General features: G+C 65.1%; 18 protein-coding genes. 17 read left to right on the top strand and 1 reads right to left on the bottom strand.

All coding sequences use genetic code 11. The features are described from left to right. Window positions 1-33 precede the first annotated feature (33 nt). A complete protein-coding gene (locus tag QQS52_RS04360; protein ID WP_472772742.1) occupies window positions 34-810 on the bottom strand; it encodes a hypothetical protein in 777 nt (258 codons plus the stop codon). A gap of 260 nt (window positions 811-1,070) precedes the next feature. On the opposite strand from QQS52_RS04360, the gene QQS52_RS04355 reads away from it, so the two are divergent. From QQS52_RS04355 to QQS52_RS04275, 17 genes are all read left to right on the top strand, one after another. Continuing rightward, entirely contained in the window at window positions 1,071-4,619 is a 3,549-nt protein-coding gene (locus QQS52_RS04355) for a translation initiation factor IF-2 N-terminal domain-containing protein (protein ID WP_472772741.1), read from the top strand. A 225-nt stretch (window positions 4,620-4,844) separates the two neighbouring features. Further along, on the top strand, window positions 4,845-5,150 hold the full coding sequence (gene rplU / locus QQS52_RS04350) for a 50S ribosomal protein L21 (RefSeq protein WP_472772740.1): 306 nt from the start codon (window positions 4,845-4,847) through the stop codon (window positions 5,148-5,150). A 45-nt stretch (window positions 5,151-5,195) separates the two neighbouring features. Then, entirely contained in the window at window positions 5,196-5,480 is a 285-nt protein-coding gene (rpmA, locus tag QQS52_RS04345) for a 50S ribosomal protein L27 (RefSeq protein ID WP_448879031.1), read from the top strand. 515 nt (window positions 5,481-5,995) lie between these two features. Beyond that, window positions 5,996-7,531, top strand: coding sequence for a SpaH/EbpB family LPXTG-anchored major pilin (locus QQS52_RS04340; protein ID WP_472772739.1), 1,536 nt, complete (start codon window positions 5,996-5,998; stop codon window positions 7,529-7,531). 71 nt (window positions 7,532-7,602) lie between these two features. Continuing rightward, window positions 7,603-8,496 carry a class C sortase gene (locus QQS52_RS04335; protein WP_472772738.1) on the top strand — a complete coding sequence of 298 codons (894 nt, stop codon included), beginning with the start codon at window positions 7,603-7,605 and terminating at the stop codon, window positions 8,494-8,496. 195 nt (window positions 8,497-8,691) lie between these two features. After that, window positions 8,692-9,792, top strand: a complete 1,101-nt coding sequence (locus QQS52_RS04330) for an isopeptide-forming domain-containing fimbrial protein (protein ID WP_472772737.1) — start codon at window positions 8,692-8,694, stop codon at window positions 9,790-9,792. Between the two features lie 3 nt (window positions 9,793-9,795). Beyond that, window positions 9,796-16,071, top strand: coding sequence for a DUF5979 domain-containing protein (locus QQS52_RS04325; protein ID WP_472772736.1), 6,276 nt, complete (start codon window positions 9,796-9,798; stop codon window positions 16,069-16,071). A 56-nt stretch (window positions 16,072-16,127) separates the two neighbouring features. Then, entirely contained in the window at window positions 16,128-17,054 is a 927-nt protein-coding gene (locus QQS52_RS04320; RefSeq protein WP_472772735.1) for a class C sortase, read from the top strand. A gap of 71 nt (window positions 17,055-17,125) precedes the next feature. Beyond that, complete coding sequence (gene obgE, locus QQS52_RS04315) at window positions 17,126-18,655, top strand: GTPase ObgE (RefSeq protein ID WP_472772734.1); 1,530 nt, start codon at window positions 17,126-17,128, stop codon at window positions 18,653-18,655. Window positions 18,656-18,751: 96 nt separating this feature from the next. Beyond that, complete coding sequence (gene proB, locus QQS52_RS04310; RefSeq protein ID WP_472772733.1) at window positions 18,752-20,008, top strand: glutamate 5-kinase; 1,257 nt, start codon at window positions 18,752-18,754, stop codon at window positions 20,006-20,008. 66 nt (window positions 20,009-20,074) lie between these two features. Further along, window positions 20,075-21,010 carry a D-isomer specific 2-hydroxyacid dehydrogenase family protein gene (locus QQS52_RS04305; RefSeq protein WP_472772732.1) on the top strand — a complete coding sequence of 312 codons (936 nt, stop codon included), beginning with the start codon at window positions 20,075-20,077 and terminating at the stop codon, window positions 21,008-21,010. Between the two features lie 3 nt (window positions 21,011-21,013). Beyond that, the gene (locus tag QQS52_RS04300) at window positions 21,014-21,940 is read left to right on the top strand and encodes a D-isomer specific 2-hydroxyacid dehydrogenase family protein (protein WP_472772731.1); all 927 of its coding nucleotides are present in this window, start codon (window positions 21,014-21,016) and stop codon (window positions 21,938-21,940) included. A gap of 94 nt (window positions 21,941-22,034) precedes the next feature. Then, a complete protein-coding gene (locus QQS52_RS04295) occupies window positions 22,035-23,333 on the top strand; it encodes a glutamate-5-semialdehyde dehydrogenase (RefSeq protein WP_472772730.1) in 1,299 nt (432 codons plus the stop codon). Between the two features lie 22 nt (window positions 23,334-23,355). Then, a complete protein-coding gene (nadD, locus tag QQS52_RS04290) occupies window positions 23,356-23,967 on the top strand; it encodes a nicotinate-nucleotide adenylyltransferase (RefSeq protein ID WP_472772729.1) in 612 nt (203 codons plus the stop codon). A 100-nt stretch (window positions 23,968-24,067) separates the two neighbouring features. Further along, window positions 24,068-24,538, top strand: coding sequence for a ribosome silencing factor (rsfS, locus tag QQS52_RS04285; protein WP_290222855.1), 471 nt, complete (start codon window positions 24,068-24,070; stop codon window positions 24,536-24,538). Window positions 24,539-24,552: 14 nt separating this feature from the next. Then, window positions 24,553-25,251: a histidine phosphatase family protein gene (locus tag QQS52_RS04280; RefSeq protein ID WP_472772728.1), complete on the top strand. Its 699-nt coding sequence runs from the start codon at window positions 24,553-24,555 to the stop codon at window positions 25,249-25,251. Next, complete coding sequence (locus QQS52_RS04275) at window positions 25,251-26,135, top strand: DegV family protein (protein WP_472772727.1); 885 nt, start codon at window positions 25,251-25,253, stop codon at window positions 26,133-26,135. The genes QQS52_RS04280 and QQS52_RS04275 overlap by 1 nt, the downstream gene beginning before the upstream one ends. The last annotated feature ends 107 nt before the right edge of the window (window positions 26,136-26,242 follow it).

Below are 26,242 nucleotides of genomic sequence, written 5' to 3'. Positions count from 1 at the left end.
CACCACTAGGCGACCGCGGCTCCGAGCCTGTTTCTAGCGCCGCTGCGACTCGGCCAGCGCGTGCACGCCCAGGGGAGTAATGCTCATATCCCAGCGGGCGGATTCTCCCTGCCAGATGGGCACGCGGAGCTTAACCAGCTTGGCGCTGTCTAGCTCCTGCAGGCGCTCGCGCAGCGCTTCCTCGTCCGCGGCCAGCGCGGGGTCCAGAATCCTGTGCAGTCCCTTCAAGCTCACCTCGTTACCGTCGACGGCGCCGATCGCGATGAGCGCGGCGAGGATATCGGTATTCTCCTCGGCCAGGCGTTGCGTGGTGGAGGTCAGCTCGGTCAGCTCGAAGTCCATCCGCTGGATGCGCCGGCGGCCAATGCTGTAGGAGCGCCGGAAGTGCACGGTGCCGGAAAGAAACAGTCCCACGCTGTAAAACGCCGCCGTGGACAGCGTGGCCACCGCCGGCGGGACCGAAAAATCCCAGCCCAGCGCCTGTACCGGCAGGGCCAGCAGGGGCGCGACGATGGGAATGAGCGGGGCGAAGTAGGCGGCGGCGGGGTAATCGCCGTCCCGGAATTCCGTTTGCGGGACGGCCACGGCCTTCGAGTAGTGGCGGGCAACCTTGACCCCGCTGGCCACCGCCGCCACCAGGCACAGCGCGCTAAGGACGTAGAAGGCCGTATGGTCTAGGAAGAAAAAGCCCACGCCGAAGCTCGCCGTGGTGGTGAAGGCAAGCAGCTCGCGCGGGTTGAACTCGTTGCGCCGCCGGTAGTGCCGGATTGCTGCTGCCGGTGAGGTGGGCACGAGTTCGCCGTCGGACATGGTCTTAAGCTAACACAGCGCGAAATTCCGCGCGCTCGGGCAGGTGTGGCAAGAAGCGGGCGCCCAAGTGTGCCACAATAGGAGCTAGAGCCTGTATGCCGGGCTTGCAGTTGTGCATAACTAAATACTCAATCTTTAACACTTAAACTTTCGGCGCTTTCAGGGTAGAAAGCCCCGCGGTGTGCTTGCCTGCAGCTTGGATGACTTGCGCGGCCCCGCGGCGAGCTTGCCCTCGCGCTATTAGACGTCAGGAGTAGCCCGTGGCTGCAAAGACTAAAAACGAACAGAATACGGATTTATCAGCGGCCGCCGCGTTGGCCGAACGGATCGATAGGGGCCAGCTGAAGGACAAGACGCGGCTCTACGCCCTCGCCAAGATGCTGGGGATTTCCTCCAAGGCCCTGGTGGAACAGTTCGCCCAGCAGGGCATCAAGAAGGCCCCGCAGTCCGGCCTGAGCAAGGCGGAGGCCGAGCAGATGCTCGACCGTATCCAAGCCGCCGGCTCCCAGGCCTCGGCTGGCGATGCCCCCTCCGAGGCCGCAACCGATCCGGAGACCGAGGCCCAGGACGCGCCCCAGGCCAAGAAGAAGACCATCAAGTCCACTAAATCCACCAAGAACAAGCGGAAGGCCGCGCCCAAGGGCAAGCGGGCCGCCACTAAGTCCGAGAAGGCTAAGGCCGAGAAGGTCAAGTCCGAGGAGGCCAAGTCCGAAAAGGACGCCCCGGCTGAGGAGCGGGCCGAGGATAGCGTCGCGGACAAGCCCAAGAAGACCCGCAAGCGCGCGACCCGCACGTCCACCAAGAAGCGGGCCGTGCGCGCCGCCGCCCCGGCCAAACCGCAGCAGCCGGATGAGGAGCCGCGCGAGCAGGGCCCGGATGCCGAGGCCCCGGCAGGCGACGAGCCGAAGCACAAGGACTCGGCCGACGCCGTGGCCACAGCCGCCGAGGAAAAGCTGCGCGACCGTGTGCGCAAGAACGTGAAAAACGAGTTTAACCAGATCGCAGACAAGGTCGACTCCGAGCTGCAGAACCTCGCCACGACCGAGGCGCCCGACGGCGCCGACGCAGCAGCCGGCCACGGTGGCCAGGACGGCATCGACAGCACGCAGGCTGACCAGGCCGACACTGCACAGGCCGAGGACGAGCACGCGGACCTTGAGCGCGAGGAGGACCTGGAGGAGCTGGTCGCGGCCCTGACGCCGCCGTACCAGGCAGCGGTTAAGGATAATGCCGCGGACTACGCGCCGGTCTTTATCGCCCCGCAGGCGAATGCAGCCAAGCCGGCCCGGCAGGCCGAGCCGTATGATGCGGACGGCGATGACGACGAGCCGGAGCGCATCGAGGCCCCGCGCGGCATCAAGGGCTCGACCCGTATCGAGGCGCAGAAGCGCCGTCGGGCGGAGATGCGCGAGAAGGGCCGGGAGCGCAAGCACATCGTCTCCCAGGCGGAGTTCTTGGCGCGCCGGGAATCCGTTGAGCGCACGATGGTGGTGCGCGAGCGCCAGCGCGTCGACCACGCCGGTTCCGTCACGCAGGTCGGCGTCGTGGAAGACGACCTGCTGGTCGAGCACATCGTGACCTCGGACTCGCAGGCCTCTTTGATCGGCAATATCTATCTCGGCCGGGTGCAGAACGTGCTGCCGTCGATGGAGGCAGCCTTCGTCGACTTCGGTGAAGGCCGCAACGGGGTGCTCTACGCTGGCGAGCTGAACTGGCGCGCCTTGGGGCTCAAGGGCCGCTCCCGCAAGATCGAGCAGGCCTTAAAGTCCGGCGACCAGATCCTGGTCCAGGTATCCAAGGATCCGGTCGGGCACAAGGGCGCGCGCCTGACCACGCAGATTTCCCTTGCCGGCCGCTTCCTGGTCTACGTGCCGAACGGCCGCAGCGCCGGTATTTCCCGCAAGCTGCCCGCCCCGGAGCGCAAGCGCCTCAAGGAGATCCTGCGGCGCGTCGTGCCGGGCGAGGGCGGCGCCATCATCCGCACCGCCGCGGAGAACGTCTCCGAGGAGGCCATCGCCACGGACGTTGGCCGCCTGCACGGGGTCTGGGAGGACATCCAGGAGCGTGCGGAAAAGGAAAAGAAGTCCAAGGGCGCGAAGCCGGTGACCCTCTACGAGGAGCCGGACATGTTGGTCAAGGTCGTCCGCGACCTGTTCAACGGCGACTTCAAGCACCTGGTCGTGGACGGCAAGAAGGCCTTCAACACGGTCAACGCCTATATCCAGTCGGTCGCCCCGGACCTGGCGGACCGGGTGGAGCGCTTCGACCGGAAAAAACACGGCGGCCAGGACGCCTTCGAGGTCTACCGGATCGACGAGCAGCTGCAGAAGGCCCTGGCCCGCAAGGTGTGGCTGCCTTCGGGCGGCACGCTGGTCATCGACCGCACGGAGGCCATGACCGTCATCGACGTCAACACCGGCAAGTTCACCGGCTCCGGCGGTGACCTCGAGGAGACCGTGACCCGCAACAACCTCGAGGCCGCAGAAGAGATCGTGCGGCAGATGCGCCTGCGCGATCTGGGCGGCATGATTGTCGTCGACTTTATCGACATGGTGCTGCCCGAAAACCAGGAGCTAGTCCTGCGCCGGCTCAAGGAGGCTTTGGGCCGCGACCGCACCCGCCACCAGGTCTCCGAGGTCACCTCGTTGGGCCTGGTGCAGATGACCCGAAAGCGCCTGGGAGCAGGTCTCCTCGAGACTTTCTCCACCGAGTGCGCGCACTGCCAGGGCCGCGGCATCATCATCCACGACGACCCGGTCGAGCACACCGACGATCACTCCGGCCACGGGCATCACGACCGCCGCAACCACAAGCACGGGGATTCGGGCCACGGCCGCAACCAGCGCTCCGACGAGGAGCAGGGCTCCAAGTCGGAGTCCCGCGGCGGCACTAAGCAGCTCGATGAGCTGGTGGCCAGCGTGGTCAAGGATGACAGCGCCGCCAAGGACGGCGAAAACCGCGACGAGCGCAACGACCGCGATTCCGAGGACCGTAAGGGCTCGTCTTCGCGTCGCCGCCGTCGCCGCGGCAGCCGGGGCGGTCGCTCGAACCGCTCCCGCGCCGAGCACTCGCGCGACGACCAGTCCGGTGACGATCGGTCCCAGGACTCGGTCAGCGATATTGAGAAGATCGCCTTCGCCGCAGCCGACAACGCCGCCGATAGCGACGATGTCGCCGAGTTCAAGGACTACGTGCCGGACGAGGACGCGCAGCAGGAGCAGGGAAGTGGCGCCATCTCCTACGACGAAGCAGTCGAGGAATTCGAGGCTTCCCCGCGCCGCAAGCGTAAGACCCGCGGGAACTCGCGTTCCGACCACCGCCCGCGCCGGGAGGATTTCCCGAGCCAGGGCAGTGGTTCCGCGCAGCCCGCGGCCGGCCCGCAGGCCCAGCCGGAGGACGCTGCTGACGATTCCGGCGATTCCTCTGCGGCCCAGCCGGCGCGCGCCAAGCGAGGTCGCCGTCGGGCTACTCGCCGCAGCGGCGGACAGCGCGGTGGGCGCGGCAACCGTCGCGGTGGGCAGTCCGCCTCGGCGCAGGAGCAGGCCCCGGCCCAGGCCTCGCGGGCTGATGCCTCGGCGCAGGCCGAGGACAACACCGAGGACAACACCAAGACCGTGATCCGCGGACGCCGCCGGCGGGCAGTGCGACGCTCGACGAAGGCCGCCCAGCCGGAGCAGCCGGAGTCCGGTCGCGCCCGTGCGAACCAGTTGCGGCGTGGCACGGATGAACCCAAGGCCGACGGCGGTGCAGAAACCCGGAAGCAGCCCAGCCGGGGCCGCCGCCGGGCGACGCGCCGAAGCAGGAAATAGGCAGAAATTGGTGCGACCGGCGGGTGCAGGAAAGACGCGGTTTGTCTTTTCTGGTTCCGTCGGGGTAGGATTTCCAAGTCACCGTTTAAGTCCAGTTGAGCCGCGCCAGAAGTCTCATGACTTACGTGTCGCGCCGGCACTGGACTCAAGCGCAAAATGTAATTGTCCATTCAGGGGTGGGCCTCGCCTGCCCCTGAGCCGAGTTTAGATAAGGGGTAACCCTCTATGTACGCGATCGTCAAGACCGGCGGAAAGCAGTACAAGGTTGCCGAAGGTGACCTCGTCAAGGTCGAGAAGATCGAGGGTGAGCTAGGCTCTGCCGTGGCTCTCACCCCGGTTCTGCTCGTCGATGGCGCAAACGTCAAGTCGAAGGCCGATGACCTGGCTAAGGTCAAGGTCGACGCTGAGATCGTTGATCAGGCCAAGGGCCCGAAGATCAACATCATGAAGTACAAGAACAAGACTGGTTACAAGAAGCGCATGGGCCACCGCCAGCCGCTTACTGTTCTGAAGATTACCGGTATCAAGTAAGCTGCGAGGCTTGCACTAAAGACCCCTTGAAGGAGGGAAACCACAATGGCACACAAGAAGGGTGCATCCAGCACTTCTAACGGTCGTGACTCCAACCCGAAGTACCTCGGCGTAAAGCGCTTCGGCGGTCAGCAGGTCAAGGCCGGCGAGATCATCGTTCGCCAGCGCGGCACCAAGTTCCACCCGGGTGAGAACGTTGGCCGTGGCGGCGACGACACCCTGTTCGCTCTCGAGGCCGGCTCCGTCGAGTTCGGTGTCAAGCGCGGGCGTCGCATTGTCAGCATTGCTCCGGCCGAGGTAGCTGCCCCGGCTGCGGAAGCTTCCGCCTAGTACTACTCTAGGTTCCACACCCCGTCATTCCACGCCTTAAAGCGTGGGGGGCGGGGTTTTGGCATGCCTGGGTACTCTCGGGCTTACTGGAGGCTGGGAGAACCGTGGTCAGCGGCCCTCGGGGAAGGCGGAAGAGGGGTAGCTGATGGACCTGCCGATCGAGAACCTGAAAGAAAGCTCCGAGTTTCCATAGCGTTAAGTGAAAGTATTGGCAAATTTCGCGCCCGTTATCAGGGTGTGCGCGGGTTTGCAACCGCCGATGTATGAATAAATATTATGGCGGTCAGCTTTAGTCGCGCTTCGCAATTATGCAGCTTATGGAATTTTAACCGGGTAAAAATAGCTTAAAGGGCCAAGTAAAGTTCCAACACCAAAAGAGGCCTTTTCGGCTTGTCTTTAATTAGAAGTTGTCTTAATATTACCTGTGTTATACATACTCCCCAAGCCTAACGATAACCAACAGTGGTGATGGGCCCAAGGGGTGACATTTCTTTAGCTGAGAGGCTCTTGTATTAATGACCGCTTCCAAGAAGATTGCCGCCGCTCTGGCCGCGACTACCCTGACCTTGACCACCGGTTTCGTCGGCGCTGGGGCGAACTTTGCCTTCGCGCAGGAAACCGGTGCGGAATCCACCCCGGCGGAAGAAGCGGGCGCTGAAGCCCCGCTGGCTCCCAACAACGGCGCCGGCCTCATCAACGCCGACGCCGACGTCGCTCTCACCATCGAAAAGTACCTTGGTGAGCCGGGCGATACCTCCACCTCGCTGCCGGGCGCTAAGTTCCGTGTCGAGCGCGTTAACGGCATCGATCTGACAGACCCGGCCGGCTGGGCACAGGTTGGCAACCTCAACCCTGACGATGAGAGCCTGGACGTGACCGCGGTTACCGGCGGCGAAAACGGCGTCTTCACCACCAACGATCAGGGTGTTATTAACCTGACCACGGCCGCCAACGGCCTATCCGTGGGCGTTTACCGGGTCACCGAGGTCCAGTTCGAGAACTACACCGTGGCGGCCCCGTTCTTCGTCACCCTTCCTTATGACAACAACGGCAGCTGGGAATACTCTCGCACCGTTCAGCCGAAGAACCAAGACGTGACCCCGAACAAGCAGGTCAAGGATGACGGCGTCACCGTCGGCAAGGCCCTGGAATACACCATCAACGCTCCGGTTCCGGCAGGGGATCTAAACCGCTTCAACATCGTGGATAACTTGGTTGAGAGCCTGGCCGCACCGACGGTCGGCGACGTGACGGTCAGCACCAACGGCGATGTCGATCTGGCCGACGGCACCGACTACGAAATCTTGGTGAACGGACAGGAAGTCCGCGTCAACTTCACCGCCGCGGGCCGCGCAAAGCTGCAGGAGGCCCGCCAGTCCAACTCGGGTTTGCAGGTCAGCGTCAACTTCCCGGCGGTTGTTAACTCCATTCCAGAAAACGGGGTCATCAACAACTCCGCGACCGTGGAGCTTCCGAACGGCCAGGACAGCACCACCGACGACGGTGATACTCCGACCAACACCGTCTTCGGCAACCTGACCATCACGAAGACCTCGCCGGCTTCGGAAGGTTCGCTGAACGGCGCAACCTTCGAGCTCTACCAGTGCTCCGCGCAGGACGACGGAAGCTACCAGCTGCTTGGTGACGCCGTCGAGGTAGCTTCCGCGGCCAGCGGTGAGAGCATCACCACCGGCACCGAAATGACCACCGCCGGCGGCGGGGCCGATGATGCCTCGGACGCAACGGCGAACGGCTACGCCATCCCGCTGCAGTCCACCTCCACCGGCGCGACCGGTGTCGTCGCCAACACCTACTGCGTGCTGGAAACCCAGGCCCCGGACGGCTTCGTCCGTAACCCGCAGCCGCAGCCGGTCAACGTGGACATTGAAAACCGCGCGCTGTCCGTCTCTGTGGAAAACCAGCGTGATTCCATCATCGGCCAGCTGCCGGCTACCGGTGCCTGGGGCATCCTGATCGCCTTCCTGGTGGGCATGGCCTTCCTGGCCCGCGGCCTGTACACCAGCTACAAGGATTCCCGCACAACGGCCTAAGACCACGGGGTCATCCTGACGGGCGAGGGCCTAGCTGGTCAACGGTGCGTTCGCGAATGTGAGGAGTAAAGATGCGAGCAGGCGGTGACCATGCGCAGCCGGTAACGGCCGCGCAGGCGCCCCGACGTGGGTGGTGGAAACGTTACCGCTCCGTCGTCTACCTCGTCATCGCCGCCCTCATCTTCCTCACCCCGGTGGGGCTAACGCATTACCAAAACGTCGAGCAGAACCGGATCGCGGAAGAGTATTCCCGCAACGTGGCGCAGCTAGACCCCGCCGAGCGGGAGGCAGCGTTGGCCGCGGCCCGGGACTATAACTCCCGGCTACCGGAGTTCGACGCCCCGGACCCGTGGACTTTGGGGCCGGACAAGGACTCCGAAGGCTACCGCGAATACCTCACCCACCTCGACGCCTTCGACAACATGGTGCGCCTGCGGGTGCCGTCGGTGGGCATCGACTTGCCGGTCTATCACGGCACCGACTCCAGCGTCCTGGCGCATGGCGTCGGGCACCTGTACGGCACCGCGCTCCCCGTCGGCGGCGTAGGCACGCACTCGGTGCTGACGGGGCATACCGGCCTGGCGACTCTGACCATGTTCGACAATCTCACCCATATTCGCGAAGGCGAAGTCTTCACCGTTGAGGTGATGGGGGAGAAGCTCGCCTACAAGGTCACCTCGATTGAGACCGTGCTCCCGGAAGATATTGAGACCATCCGCCCGGTGGCTGACAAGGACCTGCTGACGCTTGTTACCTGTACCCCGTACGGGATTAACTCGCACCGCTTCTTGGTACACGGGGAGCGCACCGAGCTACCAGGCGATATTGAGCAGGATTACCACAGCCCCTGGCAGCCCTGGATGATCGCCGCCGTGATTATCGGCCTGCTGGTCATCATCTACCTGTGGTGGTGGATGCGGCACCAGCGCCGGAAGAACGAAAACGACACAAAGCAGACTCCATAGACGCAGCCTGCAGTACCGGACACGTTTTAGACAAGGACTTGAACTATGGACATAGTTAGCGCACTAGGGCGGCACCGCCGCGGCGCTTCGTCGTTGACGGCAAGTCTGCTAGTAGCTCTGCTTTGTGCACTCGGCGTAGTGGTCACGCCGTGGGGTACCCCGCAAAGCGCTGCGGCGGAAGAAACCGGGACCGTCATGGTTGCTAAGACGGCCGGGGTAGGGGATGAGTCCGAACCGGCTGTCGCGGGTGCCCAGTTCCAGCTGCTCGAATTGCCGGAGCTGCGCGCTGACAGGGAAGAAGACTTACAAGAACTCGTCCGCGCCAACCCGCGTCTGCTCTACGGAGATCCTGGAGTTCCTGTGGGCCGGCGTCTGGTGGCAGAGACCGACCAGGCGGGCATCGCCCGTTTTGAAGGAGTCTTTCCGGGCGGTTACCAGCTGCGGGAGTTGCCCTCCCAGTCCGGCGATGTGGAACGCACCGCAGCCACCACGACGCTCGTGTGGGTCGAAGCCGGCCGGACGGCGTGGGTGCGCGCGAAGAACCAGCCGTTGCGCGTGGACAAGGAAGTCAACGTGGCCTCCGCTCGGCCGGGCTACACTGTTGCGTACCGGATCACCAGCAACGTGCCCGACGTCGACGCCGCAGGCGCACTGCACCGGTGGGAGTTCCGCGATGAGCTGAACCGGAACTTCGCCTCCGGGGCTATTAAGCGGATCACCATCGCGAATGCTGACCGGGATATCACCCTGGACGAAGGCGTCCACTACACGGATAAGTCCGTGGGGCTGACGCTGGAGGTATCGTTTAGCGATCCCGGGCTGGCAGAGCTCGCGCGGCTGCGCGACGGCCACCCAGAAACCACGGTCAGCGTGTACCTGGAAGCGGTCGTTAGCGACGACGCCGCCGCGGACACGCGGGTCCCGAATACCGCGTTGGTCGCAGTCGACGGCCTGCGCCTGGAGCGCAACGCCGTGGAGTCTAACCGGGCTACCATCACCGTGGTCGCTTCGAACGAGCCGGTGCCGAGCACCTCTCCGTGGCCGAAACCGGAAGAACCCGACCGGCCCGACCACGAGGCGCCGGGGCGGCCGGGGAATGGGCAGCCCGAGACGTCAACGCCGCAACCGCAGCAGACTCCGGTACCGCCCGGGCGCGGGCCCCGGCAGGTGCTGGACAAGCTAGCAACGACGGGCGCGAGTATCTTCGGGCTGGTCCTAGCAGGATTATGCGCCATAGCCATCGCGATTGTATTACTGCGCCGGCGGCGCGAAGAAACGAATGAGACAGAGGTGTAAGGAATGAAGAACAGGAGCACGCTGATGCCCGGGCGTAGGCTACTCGCCTTTGTTCTCGTCGTCGTCTTGTACATTTCTGCGTTCATGGTGCCGGGCAATTTCTCAGAGGAAGTGACGCCGCAGGCGCAGGCCCAAACCAACGACGGCTCGGCGGGGCAGGCCGGCGACTTCGACTTCGGGGACTGCGCCGTCCGGCAAACCCGCGGCCCGCTCGTCGACGACATTCCGGAGCTGTGCTGGATCGACTTCAGCGATCTTGGTGCGCTGTCTACCACCCCGAAGAAGTTCACCAAGCAGATCGGCCATTACGAGCTGTCCTTCGACCTGCAGATCAACCAGGCGATTCCCTCAGATCACGTGACTGCGCGCGGTGAGCGCCAAACCTACTCGGCCTTCGGGTATGCAGACGCGGAAAATACTATCTATTCTCCCTTTGCCGGCGACCAGACCAAACCCATCATCCACGTCGATCAGCGGAATGCTACGGCCACGTTCAGCCCGATTAAGCAGGCAAAGTTCACCTTCCGGAATATCCAGATCGTGGACAAGAAGGCTGGTGCGGCACTGCCGAATTACAACATGGTGCTGGCTGACGCCGAGTCGACTAGGGTGCAGGCCTACGGCGAGCATATGGTCATGGATGACCTCAATCCGAACACGGTTATTGAGGACTGGGGGCAGATAACCCCGCCGGATTTTGATTCTGCTTGTCAGCCGGCACCTTTAGCGGGTGACAACTATTACGGGCGTGCGCGCAATGACGATGGAAGCTTTGTTTACCGCAACGATGATGCTGAAATCGTCGGCGAAAATGGCCCGCGAGCCCGGCGCTATGTTTACGAGTATTACCGCGCGGGCGATCCCTCTCGCCAAGAGACGAGGGACATTGCCTGTGCAGAAAGCCGTGGCGCATGGCCGCAGTCCAAGGGCAAGTCCGGTACGTACTTGTGGTCGGCTGATACTCCCAAGAGCCTCGAGGTCACGACCTTTTCGACCCGAAATCAGGCTTTTGCTTTGGCCGTGCCGCTGTCCTTGATGCGGACTAGCCAGAAGGCCGACACGACGATGGAGCAGACCGTGACCGGTCAGGCCACCGGGTTCGACACGGATATGTTCTTGGCCGACGACGGCGAGGAGACCCCGATCTCGAAGTCGACGGGCGACCGCTACAGCGAGGCCCTGCGGATTGTCACTACTCGCGACCAGAACGGTAACCTGCAGGACCGCAACCCGCGTGCCATGTCGGAGCAGGTCTTCCGCTCCCAGGCCAAGGGCGACCAAGTGGACAAGGTCTTTGACCGCTACCGCCCGCAATGGAAGTGTTCCTACCAAGCCACCGAGAACGAGGTCTACACCCTGGACGAGAATTCCCCGAAAGCGGGCGAATTCACGTTGTTCAACGACCCGGAGAAGCATTTTTCCGAGGTACGCACCACGAACACGGACAACCACGCGGTCCACTGTGAGGTGGAATGGCAGCCGCGGTTTAAGACCGCCTCGCTGCAACTGCAGAAATCGGTCGCCGGTTCCGCGGCTACCTTCGCGGAAAACCAGAACCGTTCTTTCCACCTGAAATACCAGTGCAACGTTTCGGATGCCTACCTGTGGGCCTACGGCGATGATGTGGTCACGGGCGAAGCCGACTTGCTCAATGGTGGTACCACCACCGTCGATGGCCTGCCGACCGGATCCGAGTGCCGCGTGGTCGAGGACTTTGGGGAGGCGGAACCGCGTCCGAAGGGCCAGGACTGGGACCTGGTATGGGACGTGAAGCAGGGATCGAATCCCGACGCCGCTCCTCGGACAGAGGAGGAAAACGGCATTGACGCGCAGGTGCTGACCCTGACCGAGGGCAATAACGCCGTTTCCCTGCGCAACAACTACGAGGCCCGGCTGGGCACCCTGGACCTGTCCAAGCACGTCACCGGCGCGCCGGTAGCGGAGCTGGGAAGCCCCAAGGATTATCGTTTCCACCTGACCTGTGAGGGCACCAACTACGCCCAGGACGTCACCCTGAGCTTGTCCGGTAGCGGGGAGCTGTCGGGCTCTACCGAAATCACCGGCATCCCCACCGGCCGTGACTGCACGTTGTCGCCGTTGACAGGCCTCGACCGGGAGCAGACAGAGTTCATGATTTTCGACGGCCGAGAGGTCACCTTCAAGGGACAGGACACCCCGGCGGATGGATCCGGCTCCTACCACTTCGAGCTGGATGAGAACCCGACTGCCGCGGGCGCCGAGGAGATGCGTATCGAAGCGCACTATTCTTACAAGACCCGGGAGCTCAATGTCGTCAAGCAGCTGACGGGCCCGGGCGGCGAAAAGGCGCGCGGTCTGCATTACGACTACCCAGTGACGGTCCGCTGCCAGCGCGGCGATTTCGCGGAGTCGCTGGTTGAGGCCGAGGGAACGACCAGCACGCAGAACTATTTCTCCGTCGCTGACGTTCCGGTCGGCGCCACCTGCCGCGTGGAGGAAGGCGAGTTTGACTACCCCGCGGACGCCGGCATCCTCCCGTCAGATAATCCGGTGAGCATCACCGTTCCGGACGGGACGTCGGAAACGCGGACGGTTGAGTCCGCAAGCGTCGAATTCGTCGTCCCGCCGGCCTCCCGCGCAGCGACGGTGCCGGTCGTGGTGACGAACGACTATGACGTTGAGGTCGCCCCGGTTAACCTGCAGAAGCTGGTGGACACCAACGGCATGGCCGGGCAGTTCCCGGATTCCTACGAGCTGCAGTTCCGCTGCGGAACCCGCAACGTCCGCGCCGCCGACGGCAGCTACCCCTCGGTGAGCCTGACCGGTAGCGTTCGGCTGGCTGCCAACGAAGATCAGCGCTTGGTCGCGGACACGGACAACCCGGAGCTAGCCGCCTTGGTCAACGACCAAGACGGGGCGCTCGGCGTACCATTGGGCAACGAATGTACGTTCACGGAGACTACTCCGGGCGGTCTGCCCAGCGGCGTTAACTGGAGCTCGGATCTGTCGCAGAGCGCGCACGAAGTCACCGAGGGCGACAACCAAGTCACCGTGACCAATACCTTCGAGCCGGCCGGTGAAGGCCTTACCATCAACCAGAACTTCGCCGGTATCGCGCGCCTGGGCGAGGACGTTGAATACCAGCTGACCTGTGAGATCGATGGCGCGCCCCTGCCGCTGTCGCCGGCGGAAGAAAACTTCACCCTGGGTCCGGACAACCCGCGGCACGAGATCGATAGCTCCTCTCTGCGCGAGGGCGCCGAATGCCGGATCAAGGAGATCCGTAATGAATCCACCAGTGGTCTGCGGACCATGGATGGCATCACCTTCCCAGTCCGTCGTGATAGTAGCGCGACGCTGTCGCAGGACGACGGCAGCGAGCAGCGCTACGAGTTCGCCGACAACGAGCTCATGGAAGGCTCGTTCACGATCGGCCAGTCGACCGTTATCAACCTGGAGCACGCCTACGCCTACCAGATGCGTGATATCTCGGCCCAGAAGCTGGTCGAATTCGCGCACCCGGAGGATCCGATGATTTCGCCGGCCGGCCAGGACGCGCTGCGCGAGCGCGGGTACACCGTGACCCTGCAGTGCGTGCCGCCGGCTGGTGGGGCCACCATCACGGTTACCGACACGATGACCAGTACCGAGGGCGCCGAGCGCCTGGCGGCGGTTCCGGCCGGCAGCCGCTGTGAGCTGGTGGAGCAGGACTTCGCCAGCGGCACGGGCCTGGATTCGGAGAGCAAGATCTCCCTCGAGGGCGGCGATGGCTCCGGCCCGGCTATCGATGACCCCCTGCGTTTTGTTGCCGTGAACCCGGAGAACCCGCAGAATACGGGCGAGATCGCCGCGAAGATCACGAATACCTTTAACCGCCGCGCGGCCACGGTCGAGCTGAACAAGATCGCGCGCACCCCGATTGACGTCCAGGCCACCTTCCCCGAGTGGGACTTAGGTCCCTTCGGCGGTGATAACGGACCGTCGCACCCGGACAACGGTCGGGTGTTCTACCAGCACGACTTCGTGCTGACCTGCCACGATCCAGGGGACAAGGACTCGGTCATCGCGGTCCGCGAATCCACCATCACCGGCCCCGGGCAGACCGAATTCGTCGACGTTCCGGAAGGCGCCGAGTGTAGCATCAGCGGCAACAAGTTCGGCACCCTGAACATGACGAAGGAGCAGGACGGCATGGAGCTGGAGACCCACCTGCGCCCGAAGCAGGTCAACTGGGCCTCCGTGCACAACGACGGCACGACGCTGGTCGATGACGAGTTGGCTAACGACGCCACTGAATCCCTGGAATTCTCGGTCCTGGCGGACAACGGTTCCGATCCCGGCAACGTCATCAACCTGACTAACACCTACGAGTTCCTGCCGGCTACGGTGCGCTTGACCAAGGAAGTCAAGGGCGACGCGGTGAACCTGGCGCGGTTGGCAGAAGACCAGCAGTTCGGCTTCTCCTACCAGTGCCGCGGCGTGGGATATTCCTACTCCAGCATTGGCCTGGGCGAAGTGACCCTGCCGAACACGCTGGAGCTTAGCGAATTCATCGAGCGCGACGGGGTCTATCGCTTCGAGTCGGAACCGGTCCAGGTGCCGTCGGGCGCGCTGTGTAATTTCACCGAAAACCAGCCCCTTGACACCCCGGAGGAGCTGGAGCTCAACGTGGATTCGCCGGGCGATGCCGTCCGCGTCGAAGACGCCGCGGACCAGGAGATCGATCAGACCTTTGAGTTCGTGAACAACTACTCGCGCCGCATGGTGGACGCACGCGTGACAAGCATGCACGATGGCTACCTCGAGGGAGCCGATCCGGCCGGGTACAACTACCACCTCACCTGCCAGGACGCAGATGATAGGGACGCAGTTCTCTTCGACGAGACCTTGAGCTTCGACCTGCAGTCCTCTTTCGCCGAGGGTAATCTGAGCACCTCCACGCCGCCGTTGCGCGGCAGGGTTATCCAGATTCCGGTCGGCTCTGAGTGCCGCATCGAGGCGGGGGAGTCCCCGGCCCTGGCGCCGCGCCCGGAGTTAGAGGTCAACCAAGGCGACCGTGCCCCCTACATGGAATTCGCCCACTGGGGAGCGGCCACCTCGGAAACCGAGAACCCAACGCGCCCACTCAGTGATGTCGCGCCGTGGGACGTCACCGAAGAGATGAAGATTTACTCCTACGAGTTCGGGGTTCCGGGCTCTGCCCGCAACCCGGGCGCCGAGCAGGTTGCCCTGAGCGTGGCCGGCGAGGCGGTGCACCCGCGCGCTACCGTGGACTTGGCGTTTACCAAGGAGGTAGACGGCGACGCCCCGCGCGACGCGGACTACGATTTCTACGCTTCGTGCACGGGCGAGTCCTTCAGCCTGCAGGCAGGGGAGACCCACGTCATCCACGACGTCGACGTGAACGCGCCGTGTACGGTCTACGAAACCGAGGACGACAACCCGAACGTAGACGCGGTGGTCGAATTCGGCGACGACTTCGGTGAGAACCTGTCGAACCTGGGCCCGGTCGCTGACGGCGTGGAGCACCGCCAAGGCCCAGACGAGGTCAACCCGGATTCCACGGTCCAGGTCCCGACCGGCTGGACCGTGCGCGTGAACCCGGTGGCGTCGGCCACGGACCTCTCGCGTGACGGGGCCGAGTGGGCCTTTACCGGCATCAACCGGATGCCGGGTGTGGACATCGACAAGCACATCGACGGCGCGCCGCTGTCCGCAATCACCGGCGCGGTTGCGAACACCGCACTCCTGCCGGATGATGCCACGCAGATGCACTTCAGCTACACCGTGACCAACCCGGGCGCGCTGCCGCTGAAGGAATTCTCGTATGCCGAACCGGGGCTGGCCGGCCGCGAGATAAGCTTCGGCGATGGCCAAACCGTCACCGTCGGCGAGGACGGAGTCTTGCCGGCGGAGGTCTGCGCGGCTAGCATGTCGGGCGAGGAGCTGGCACCGGGCGCGTCCTTTACCTGCGAATTCGACGTCGCCGTGCCGGAGACCAGCGAGGAGTTCTTCCGCTACGGCGGCGGGGACGACGGCACGGTCACGGTCGCCGCCAGCGTCGTGGGCCAAGAGGACACGGGCGCTATCGTGCGCGACTCGGATAGCTACGGCGCCATCCGTCTGCCGGAGAGCATCGGCTGGATGCTGCCCGATACTGGTCGCCAGACCCTGGTCTTTATCCTCCTGCTGGGTCTGCTGGTTCTGGCCGCCGGCTTGATTCGCTACCTGCGCCACCGGGATGATGAAGAAAACGAGCTGGACGAAACCCAAGGAGCGGAGGAGTCATCGCGGAACTAACCAGCCCCAGCACGGGTGCTGACCCGGCCGCCATCGCTGCCGGCGATGCCCGTGCTGTGCGGCACGGCCGCAGTAGGCATAGTGGCCGGTCGGGCCGGGACCGCCGGTGGCGCTCTTTGGTGTGGATCCTGGTGGGTATCCTCATCCTGTCCTACCCGGTGGTCGCGACGTTGTATAACGACTACCGGATCCAGAAGCAGGCGGAGGACTACAGCGGTTCGGTGAAAAAGATCGACCCGCCGAACCGGGCGCGGCAGTACCTGGCCGAGGCCCGCGACTACAATGCCCGGCTGTCCCAGCAGGGCCACCACGCGCTGCCGCCGGTCGATGAGTCCCCGGGCTGGCAGGAGTACCTGTCCACGCTGAACGCCCCGGAGACCAACGGCATGATGGCGCGCATTACCATTCCGGCCATCGACGTGGACTTGCCCGTCTACCACGGCACCCAGCCGGACGTGCTCTACGAGGGGGCGGGCCACATGTTCGGCAGCGATCTGCCCGTGGGCGGGGCCGGCACCAACGCGGTGATTACCGCCCACACCGGCATGGTGGATGCCTCCATGTTCGACCGGCTGCCCTCGCTCAAGGATGGCGAGATCGCCACCGTGGAAGTCATGGGGGAGAAGCTGCACTACCGGGTCACCGGCCGCAAGGTGGTCAAGCCGGACTACTGGCAGGCGGTGACCTACGAGGAGGGCAAGGACAAGCTCACGCTGGTGACCTGCACCCCGTACGGGATTAACTCGGACCGCCTGTTGGTCGAGGCCGAGCGCGTGGATCTCGGATCCGACGGGGACTATTCGTGGAAGCCGTCGTTTAGTTGGTGGATGCTCGCCGCTCTGGCCATCATCGCGATCGTCTTAATCATCGTGGCCGTCAAGGAGTGGCGCCGACGGCGACGCCGTCGGCAGCAGGCTGACCAACCGGAGACGAGGACCGGCGATGGTGTCTACGGCGTAGCAGGTGAGCATTCCGGGCCCTAGGCACCGGGCTGGTAGACTCCCTTTTTAAGTGAAAATCTGTTCTTAACGTGGGGAATTGTAGGTGAGGCACCATGGCCCGATTTGTTGACCGCGTCGTTTTGCACTTGCAGGCAGGCGACGGCGGGCACGGCTGCGTGTCCGTCCACCGCGAGAAATTCAAGCCCCTCGGCGGCCCGGACGGCGGCAACGGCGGACACGGCGGGGACATCGTCCTGGAGGTTTCCAACCAGGTCCACACGCTGATGGACTTCCACTATCGCCCGCACATCAAGGCCGAGCGCGGCGGCAACGGAGCGGGCGACAACCGCAACGGTGCCCGCGGCAAGGATCTGGTGCTGGAGGTGCCCGCCGGCACGGTAGTCCAGGACGCCAAGGGCCGGGTGCTGGCGGACCTGACGGTCCCGGGCACGCGCTTCATCGCGGCTGAGGGCGGCTACGGCGGCCTCGGCAACGCGGCGCTTGCTACGGCCCAGCGCAAGGCCCCGGGCTTTGCGCTCCAGGGTGAGCCGGGGCAGGCGCACGACCTGGTCCTGGAGCTTAAGTCGATGGCCGATGTCGGGCTGGTCGGCTTCCCCTCGGCCGGCAAATCCTCGCTGATTTCCGTGCTCTCTGCGGCCAAGCCGAAGATTGGTGACTACCCGTTTACTACCCTGCAGCCCAACCTCGGCGTGGTGGACATGGGGGATTCTTCCTTCACCATCGCGGACGTACCGGGGCTTATCCCGGGCGCTTCCCAGGGCAAGGGCCTGGGCCTGGACTTTTTGCGTCACATCGAGCGCACCGCAGTGCTGGTCCACATCGTGGATACCGCCAGTATCGAGCCGGGCCGCGATCCGGTCTCCGACATCGAGGCGCTGGAAAACGAGCTGTCCCAATACAAGTCCGTGCTGGACGAGGACACCGGCCTGGGCGATCTGCGCGACCGCCCGCGGCTTATCGTCCTCAATAAGGCCGACGTCCCGGAGGCAGCCGAGCTGGCGGAATTCGTCAAGGATGACCTGGACAAGCAGTTCGGCTGGCCGGTCTTTATTATCTCCGCGGTGGCCCGCAAGGGTCTGGAGCCGCTGAAATACGCCCTGATGGAAGCGGTGGATAAGGCCCGCCGCGAGCGGCCGAAGCAGAAGGCGGATCCGAATCACACGGTCATCCGCCCGAAGGCGGTCGGCCCCCGCACCGGCGGTTCCTTCGCCCAGTTCACGGTCGAAAAAGACCCGGAGGTCGAGGGCGGCTTCATCGTCGAGGGCGACAAGATCGAGCGCTGGATCACCCAGACCGACTTCGAGAACGAGGAGGCCGTGGGCTACCTGGCCGACCGCCTGGCCAAGGCCGGCGTGGAAGACCAGCTGCGCAAGGCCGGCGCCGTGGAGGGCGCGCCAGTGACCATCGGCGGTATCACCTTCGAATGGGAGCCGATGACCGCCGGGGATCCGACCCTGGCTGGCCGCGGCCACGACGCCCGCCTACAGGGCACCTCGCGCGTTTCTGCCGCCGAGCGCAAGCGCGCCTCCCAGGCCCGCCGCGGGCTCATCGACGAATACGACTACGGCCAGGACGAAGAAGTCACCCGCGAGGGCGCCAACCGCGACCGCTGGCAGGGCTAGACAACCCCCTTGCCGGCGCCGGCCGCGCGGGGCGAGGTGGGCCAAAAGTAGGTAATGCCGGCACACCGGCGCGGTAGGTTTGTATGATCAGTGGGCATGACTGCGCAATCGGACAATCACAGTACTTCTTCCGACCAGCCTTCCCGGCCCCTGCCGCTGGAGCCGTATGCGGATCAAGCTCCGGAGACCCCCTTCCCGGACCCGGCGCCACAAGCCGACGAGTCCCTGGCGATGGGGCACGAGTCCCAACTGCGCGAGGAAATCGCCAAAGCCAAGCGCGTGGTGGTGAAAATCGGTTCCTCTTCGCTGACGGGCGATGATTTCTCCGTCGCCCCAGAGAAAATTGACCGGATTGTGGACGCCATCCAGGCCCGCATGGAGTTCTCCGACGTCATCGTGGTCTCCTCCGGCGCCGTAGCCGCGGGTATGAAGCCGCTGGGGCTGACCCAGCGGCCCACGGACCTGGCCACCAAGCAGGCCGCCGCCGCGGTAGGCCAGGTGCACCTGGCCTACGAGTGGTCGCGGTCTTTTGCCCGCTACGGCCGCACCGTCGGCCAGGTCCTACTGACGGCTTCCGATGCCGGCAAGCGCGACCGCGCCCGTAACGCCCAGCGCACCATCGAGCGCCTGCGCCACCTGCGTGCCGTACCGATCGTCAACGAAAACGACACCGTGGCCACCTCCGAGATGCGGTTCGGCGATAACGACCGGCTCTCCGCCCTGGTTGCGCACCTGACCTCGGCGGACGCGCTCTTCTTGCTCTCTGACGTGGACGGGCTCTACGACCGTAATCCGGTGGAGCCGGGTGCCCAGTTCGTCGACGAAGTCCGCACCGGCAAGGATCTTAAGGGCGTGGCCGCCGGCGACGGCGGCAAAGTGGGCACCGGCGGCATGGCCTCCAAGGTCTCTGCCGCGCGCCTGGCCGCCCGCGGCGGCGTGCCGGTGCTGCTGACCTCGGCGGACAACATCGGCCCGGCCCTGGAAGATTCCCGCGTCGGGACGGTCTTCCACACCCGCGAGGAGCGCCGCCTGTCCGCCTGGAAGTTCTGGGCGCTGTACTCGGCGGACTCCGGCGGAACCCTGCGCTTGGACGCCGGCGCGGAGGAGGCCGTCACCCGCGGCGGCAACTCCCTGCTCGCGGTCGGTATCACCGACGTGGATGGCGAGTTCCGCGCTGGGGAGATCGTCGACATCGTCGGCCCGGAGTCCAAGGTCATCGGCCGCGGCGAGGTCAACTTCGACTCCAGCACCCTGCGCGAGATCATGGGCCGCCACACCGACGAGCTCCCAGTGGAGATGCACCGCGCCGTCGTCCACGCGGACTACCTGTCCAACTACGCCTCCCGCCTTTAAAACGGAGGGTAAAAAAGAAAGCGCAAGGCGTCGCGGCCGGCGGCTCGGTCGCGTAGCGTGGGGCCCATGAAATTTTTTATGGGCCCCTACGTTTGGGAAGAGACGGTCGCCGATATCGACGCGGCTGGTCACGAGCGCGTCGACCGGCTGGAGGACGCGGAAGCGTATATCAACACCACGCCGAACCCCGCCAAGATTCCGGATATGCCGGGCAACATCGGCTTCATCCAGCACTGCTTCACAGGGGTGGAGGGCCTCATCGGGGCCGGGCTGATTAGCGAAGGCGGGCTGCGCTGGGCGAATTCGGCCGGCGCCTTCGCCACCCCAGTCGCCGAGTCCGCGCTGGGCCTTTTGCTCTCCCAAGCCCACCAGCACAAGGCCTTTGCGCTGGCCGCGGACTGGAGTGTGGCCGGCCAGCTCGACAAGCAGCAGGCGTGGCTCTACAGCCCGGCCGGCCGCGAGCCAAAGACGGTGGTGGTGCTGGGCGCGGGCGGCATCGGCAAGCGCCTGATTGAGCTGCTCGCCCCGTTCGGCCTGCATGTTATCGCCGTGAATAATTCCGGCCGCGAGGTCGCCGGCGCTAACGAGACCTTTGCGCTTAAAGAGGCCGGTGAGGTCTGGGGCCGCGCCGACTTCGTGGTGAACATCCTGCCGCTAACGCAGGAGACGAACGGGCTTATCGATGCCTCTTTCTTCGCCCGCCTGAAGCCTAGCGCCATCTTTGTCAACGTCGGCCGCGGGGCCACGGTGGTGACCGACGACCTGGTGCAGGCGCTGCAAGACGGCACCATCGCCGGCGCCGGCCTGGAGGTTGTGGACCCGGAGCCGCTGCCGGACGGGCACCCGCTCTACGCGCTGCCGAACTGCACGATTACCCCGCACATCGCGGCCTCCCAGCGGGTGGCGCGCTTCCACATGGGCCCGGTCTTTGACGCCAACGCCCGGGCCTTCGCCGCCGGCGAGTGCATGCCCACCGAAGTCAACCCGGAAGCAGGTTATTAAGCCATGAAATACGTGATGTACCCGCAGTGCTGGGACGCCGCCCAAGCCGCCTTCGACGAGGCCGGTTTCACCCAGCTGGGCATGGAGCAGCTGGGGCAGGCGGACTTCCTGTTCTTCACCGGCGGCGCCGACGATCTGCCGGAGAGCCTGCCGGAGTCCCTCGGCTTCGTGCAGCTGCCTTTTGCGGGCGTGGACGCGCTGCTGCCGCAGATGCGCGAGCTGACCCGCACCTGCGGCACTCGCTGGTCGAACGCGGCCGGGCTCTACGATGAGACCGTGGCCGAATCCGCCATCGCACTGTTGCTCGCGCAGCTGCACGCCCACCGCCGCGTGGGTTCTACCTGGGACAACTGCGACGAGGTAGAGGCGCACACTTCCTTCCTCTTCGAGGACAAGACGGTCGCCATCGTCGGCGCCGGCGGCATCGGCGCGCGGCTTATCGAGATGCTGCGCGGCTTTGGCCCAGAGATCATCGCGGTCAACCGCAGCGGCAAAGACGTGCCGGGCGCGGACCGCACCATCCCGACCGAACAGATGGATAAGGTTTGGCCGGCAGCGGACTACTTCGTGCTGCTGCTGCCGCTGACGGACGAGACCCACCACGTGGTGGACAGCCGCGCCCTGGAGCAGATGCCGGAGCACGCCGTGGTCATCAACGTTGGCCGCGGTCCCCTCGTGGACACGGATGCGTTGGTAAAGGCCCTGCGTGAGGGCAGCATCGCCGGCGCCGGCCTAGACGTGACCGACCCGGAACCGCTGCCGGACGGGCACCCGCTGTGGGAGATGCCGCAGGTGGTCATCACCCCACACGTGGCCAATCCGCCCTATTCGGTCAAAAAACGCAGCGGCGCCCACACCGTTACCGTGGCCCGGGCCTTCGCCCAGGGCGGCAGCCTGCCCACCGAGGTCGACGTCGACGCCGGTTATTAACGCCGCGAATCACCGCCTGCCCGGGAGCGCGTGAGTGTGACCCAGTGCATCAATCCGGGGGATGAGCGGCGGGGGTTTACGTACACTGGGACGCATGACTCAATCTACGGATGAACTGAGCCCAGAACGCCAAGCCGAGCGGGACGAGGTGCTGACCAAGGCCCGCGCGGCTAAGGAGGCCGCCGCGCAGATCGCGCAGCTGACCACCCCGCAGAAGAACGAGATCTTGCGGCAGGCGGCGAAGGACTTAAGCGCGGCCACCGAGGAGATCCTCGCGGCCAACCAAAAAGACATCGACGCCGGCCGTAAGGCGGGCATGTCGGATTCACTCATCGACCGCCTGAGCCTAGACGCTGACCGCGTCGCCGGCATCGCGGACGGCCTCAACCAGGTGGCCGGTCTGCAGGATCCGGTGGGGGAGATCGTGCAGGGTCGCACCATGGACAACGGCATTCAGATGCGCCAGATCCGCGTGCCGCTAGGGGTTATGGGCATGGTCTACGAGGCCCGCCCGAACGTCACCGTGGATGCCTTCGGCCTAGCCTTAAAGTCCGGCAACGTGCCGCTGCTGCGCGGCTCGAAGTCGGCCCGCAACTCCAACGAGAAGCTGGTGGAGATCCTGCAGTCCACCCTGGAGGCCGCCGGCCTGCCGCGCGCCGGGGTCCAGCTGTTGCCGTGTGAGACCCGCGGCTCGGTCCGGGACCTGATTACCGCCCGTGGCCTGGTCGATCTGGTCATCCCGCGTGGGGGTGCCGGACTGATTAACGCCGTGGTCACGGGCGCCACCGTGCCGACCATCGAGACCGGCACCGGCAACTGCCACTTCTACGTCGACGCCTCCGCGGACCTGGACAAGGCCGTCGCCATGGTCATCAACGGCAAGACCCGGCGGACCTCGGTGTGCAACTCCACTGAGTGCGTGCTGGTGGATGCCGCCCTGCCGGCCGCCGACCAACTGCGTGTCATCCAAGCCCTCCAGGACGCCGGGGTGACCATCCACGGCGACACCGAGGAGCTGGCCGCACTCGGCGTCGAGGGCGCGGTGCAGGCCAGCGAGGAGGGCTGGGCGGAAGAATCCCTGTCGATGGACATCTGCGCCAAGGTCGTCGACGGTATCGACGGGGCCATCGAGCACATCCGCCGCTATTCCACCGGCCACACCGAGGCCATCGCCGCTCAGGACGCAGACGTCCTGCTGCGCTTTGCCAACGAGGTCGACGCTGCCGCGGTCATGCTCAATGCCTCGACCGCCTTTACCGACGGCGAGGTTTACGGTATGGGGGCGGAGATCGGGATCTCCACGCAGAAGCTGCACGCGCGTGGCCCCATGGCCCTGCCGGAGCTGACCTCTACTAAGTGGGTGCTGCAGGGCAACGGCCACACCCGCCCCTAGCCGGGACGTATACTAGCCATCCATGAGCAACCGTATAGGGATTATGGGTGGGACCTTCGATCCCATCCACCACGGCCACTTGGTGGCCGCGAGCGAGGTAGCGCACCGCTTCCAGCTGGACCAGGTGGTCTTCGTGCCTACCGGCCAGCCCTGGCAGAAGGCGGACCGGCAGGTAACCCCTGCCGAGCACCGCTACCTGATGACGGTGGTGGCTACCGCCTCCAACCCGCGATTTACCGTCTCCCGCGTGGACATCGACCGCGAGGGGCCGACCTATACCATCGACACGCTCCAGGACCTGCGGGAGTTCTACCCGGAGTCCGAGCTGTTCTTCATCACCGGCGCGGACGCGCTCAGCTCGATCATGAGCTGGCGGGACTGGGAGAAGATGCTGCAGATGGCCCGGTTCGTAGGCGTGACGCGCCCGGGCTACGAGCTGACCGACAAAATGCTGCCCCGCCAGTCGCGGCAGGGGATAGAGTTGGTGGAAATCCCCGCGATGGCGATTTCCTCGACCGATTGCCGTGAGCGCGCTGCCGCCGGCCGGCCGGTGTGGTATTTGGTCCCGGATGGGGTAGTGCAATATATTGCCAAGAACAATCTCTACCGCATCAACCCCGAACAGCCGCTCTAGCAGCGCGCCGCGAGTAGGAAAATGTCCGAAAACGTGGGACACTAGTAACGATTATTGGTAGAAGTTAACGCCTGCAGAATTTGTTGAAGGATTTCCCGCATTGTCTATTACTGACGTAGCCCGGAGCATGGCCGAGGTAGCCGCGCGCGCTGCCCAGGAGAAGTTGGGCGGCAACATCGCCGCTATCGACGTCTCCGACGTGCTGGCGGTCACCGAGGTCTTCGTGATCGCCTCCGCCGATAACGAGCGCCAGGTGCGCTCCATCGTGGACGAGATCGAAGACGAGATGACCGCGGCCGGCTATGAGCCGAAGCGCCGCGAAGGCAACCGGGAAAACCGCTGGGTGCTGCTGGACTACGGCAATGTGGTCGTCCACGTCCAGCGCGAGGGCGAGCGGGACCACTACGGCCTCGACCGCCTCTACCACGACTGCCCGCTGGTGGAGATCCCCGGCGTCGAGGCTCCGCAGCGCCCCGGCCAGTGGGCCGACGAGGTCAACCCGCGCGAGGCGGAATCCGTCGCCGACCTCCCGCTGGCCGACAAGGCCCCGGGCGAAGACGAAGAGATTTAGGTAGCCGCACCATCATGAGCCGCCGCCTGATCCTCATACGCCACGGACAGACCACCTATAACGCCACGGGCCGCATGCAGGGGCACCTGGATACGGAGCTGTCCGAAACCGGCTATGCCCAAGCTCGGGCGGCCGGCGAGTTACTGCGCGGTGAGGGAGTGGCCAAGATCGTCGCCTCGGACCTGCGCCGCGCGGCGGAGACCGCCCGCGTGGTCAGCGAGACCCTGGGGCTGGATTACCAGACCGATTCGCGCCTGCGGGAGACCAACCTGGGCAACTGGCAGGGGATGAGCTCCGCCGAGGTGGACGAGCAGTTCCCCGGCGCCCGCGCCCTCTGGCGCCACGACGCCACCTGGGCCCCGCCGGAGGGCGAATCCCGCGTGCAGGTGGCCGAGCGCGCCCGCCCGGTCATCGACGAGCTCATGGAGTCGTTCCAGGACTGGAACGGTCAGGCGCTGCTGGTGGTGGCCCACGGCGGGGCCATCGCGGCGCTGACCTGCCACCTGCTCGGCCTGGAGGACCGCCAGTACGGCACGCTGTCCGGGCTGAAGAACACCCACTGGGCGCAGCTGACCGCCCGCCCTGTCTTCGACGCCGCACGTCCGCTCGCCCCCGTGCACTTTGATCCCGCACAGCCGGCCAAGGCCACTTGGTACTTCGACGGCTGGAACATGGGAGGGCGCGTCGCCGGCGACGGCGGGGCTGATATCTAGTGGCGGTACGCGTAGTTACGGATTCCTCGGCCGGGCTGCCGGAGGAGATCGTGGCGGAGCTGGGCATTGGTGTTATCGAGCTCCACGTCATGGACGACGAGGGCAAGGAGGGCACCGAGCAGTCCACCTCCGGGGTCAGTGCGATTGAGCTCGCGGCTTTCTACGGCCGCCAGATGGAGCGCGCGGCCGCCGCCGGCGGGGAGGAAGCCGTGTTGGCTATCCACCTGTCGAAGGAACTGTCCTCGACGTATTCTTCTGCCGTGACGGCCTCCGGGGCCTTTGCTGCCGATGCCCTGGCGGTCATTGACTCCGGCTCCACCGGAATGAGCATGGGCGCGGCGGTCATGGCGGCCGCGCGGCTGGCTCAAGACGGAGCGGACCTGGCGGAGTGCCGGGCCGCGGCCGAGGACACGCTGGCGCGCTCCAATACCTGGGTCTACCTGTCCAGCACAGACGATCTGCGCCGCTCCGGGCGCATGTCCACCGCCACCGCCATGCTCTCGACCGCGCTGCTGGCCACCAAGCCCATCATGGAGCTCGTCCACGGCAAGGTGGACCTGGTGGGCAAGACCCGCACGCAGACCAAGGCCTTTACCAAGCTGGTGGAGCTGGCCGTCGAGCGCGCCGAGGGCGAGCCCGCCTTCGTGGCCATTCAGCACAACGGCGACGAGGAGGCCGCTGAGCGCCTCCAGGATCTGCTGGATGGGGCCTTACCGGAGGGCTCGTCCTTCATGCTGCTCCCGCTGGGCGGGGTGCTATCCGTGCACGTCGGTTCCGGCGCCATCGGGGTCTCTGCGGTCTTTGCCACCGAAACCCCGGTCTCGGCCCCGAAGCCGAGGAACCCTTTGGGCACCTTCGCCGCCCGCCATCAGCGCGAGCAATAGCCGCTAGACAGCAATGTAGCCAACGAGGGCGAAATTTTTCGTGCCTCGATGGGACCATTGCGAGTAACCAATAAAGGCTCCATTATTGGTTAGGGTTAAATTCCGGT

This window comes from Corynebacterium sp. 1103A (assembly GCF_055700955.1).
The sequence above is the reverse complement of the archived record's forward strand: the minus strand, read 5'-3'. Positions and strand labels throughout refer to the sequence as shown.

What these genes read in the sequence shown, in the direction of transcription:
- QQS52_RS04335 (WP_472772738.1), top strand. Translation starts at nt 7,603, where the DNA reads ATGCGAGCAGGCGGTGACCATGCGCAGCCGGTAACGGCCGCGCAGGCG.
- QQS52_RS04295 (WP_472772730.1), top strand. Translation starts at nt 22,035, where the DNA reads ATGACTCAATCTACGGATGAACTGAGCCCAGAACGCCAAGCCGAGCGG.
- QQS52_RS04330 (WP_472772737.1), top strand. Translation starts at nt 8,692, where the DNA reads ATGGTTGCTAAGACGGCCGGGGTAGGGGATGAGTCCGAACCGGCTGTC.
- proB (WP_472772733.1), top strand. Translation starts at nt 18,752, where the DNA reads ATGACTGCGCAATCGGACAATCACAGTACTTCTTCCGACCAGCCTTCC.
- obgE (WP_472772734.1), top strand. Translation starts at nt 17,126, where the DNA reads ATGGCCCGATTTGTTGACCGCGTCGTTTTGCACTTGCAGGCAGGCGAC.
- QQS52_RS04340 (WP_472772739.1), top strand. Translation starts at nt 5,996, where the DNA reads ATGACCGCTTCCAAGAAGATTGCCGCCGCTCTGGCCGCGACTACCCTG.
- QQS52_RS04305 (WP_472772732.1), top strand. Translation starts at nt 20,075, where the DNA reads ATGAAATTTTTTATGGGCCCCTACGTTTGGGAAGAGACGGTCGCCGAT.
- QQS52_RS04325 (WP_472772736.1), top strand. Translation starts at nt 9,796, where the DNA reads ATGAAGAACAGGAGCACGCTGATGCCCGGGCGTAGGCTACTCGCCTTT.
- QQS52_RS04300 (WP_472772731.1), top strand. Translation starts at nt 21,014, where the DNA reads ATGAAATACGTGATGTACCCGCAGTGCTGGGACGCCGCCCAAGCCGCC.
- QQS52_RS04360 (WP_472772742.1), bottom strand. Translation starts at nt 810, where the DNA reads ATGTCCGACGGCGAACTCGTGCCCACCTCACCGGCAGCAGCAATCCGG.
- QQS52_RS04280 (WP_472772728.1), top strand. Translation starts at nt 24,553, where the DNA reads ATGAGCCGCCGCCTGATCCTCATACGCCACGGACAGACCACCTATAAC.
- nadD (WP_472772729.1), top strand. Translation starts at nt 23,356, where the DNA reads ATGAGCAACCGTATAGGGATTATGGGTGGGACCTTCGATCCCATCCAC.
- rpmA (WP_448879031.1), top strand. Translation starts at nt 5,196, where the DNA reads ATGGCACACAAGAAGGGTGCATCCAGCACTTCTAACGGTCGTGACTCC.
- rplU (WP_472772740.1), top strand. Translation starts at nt 4,845, where the DNA reads ATGTACGCGATCGTCAAGACCGGCGGAAAGCAGTACAAGGTTGCCGAA.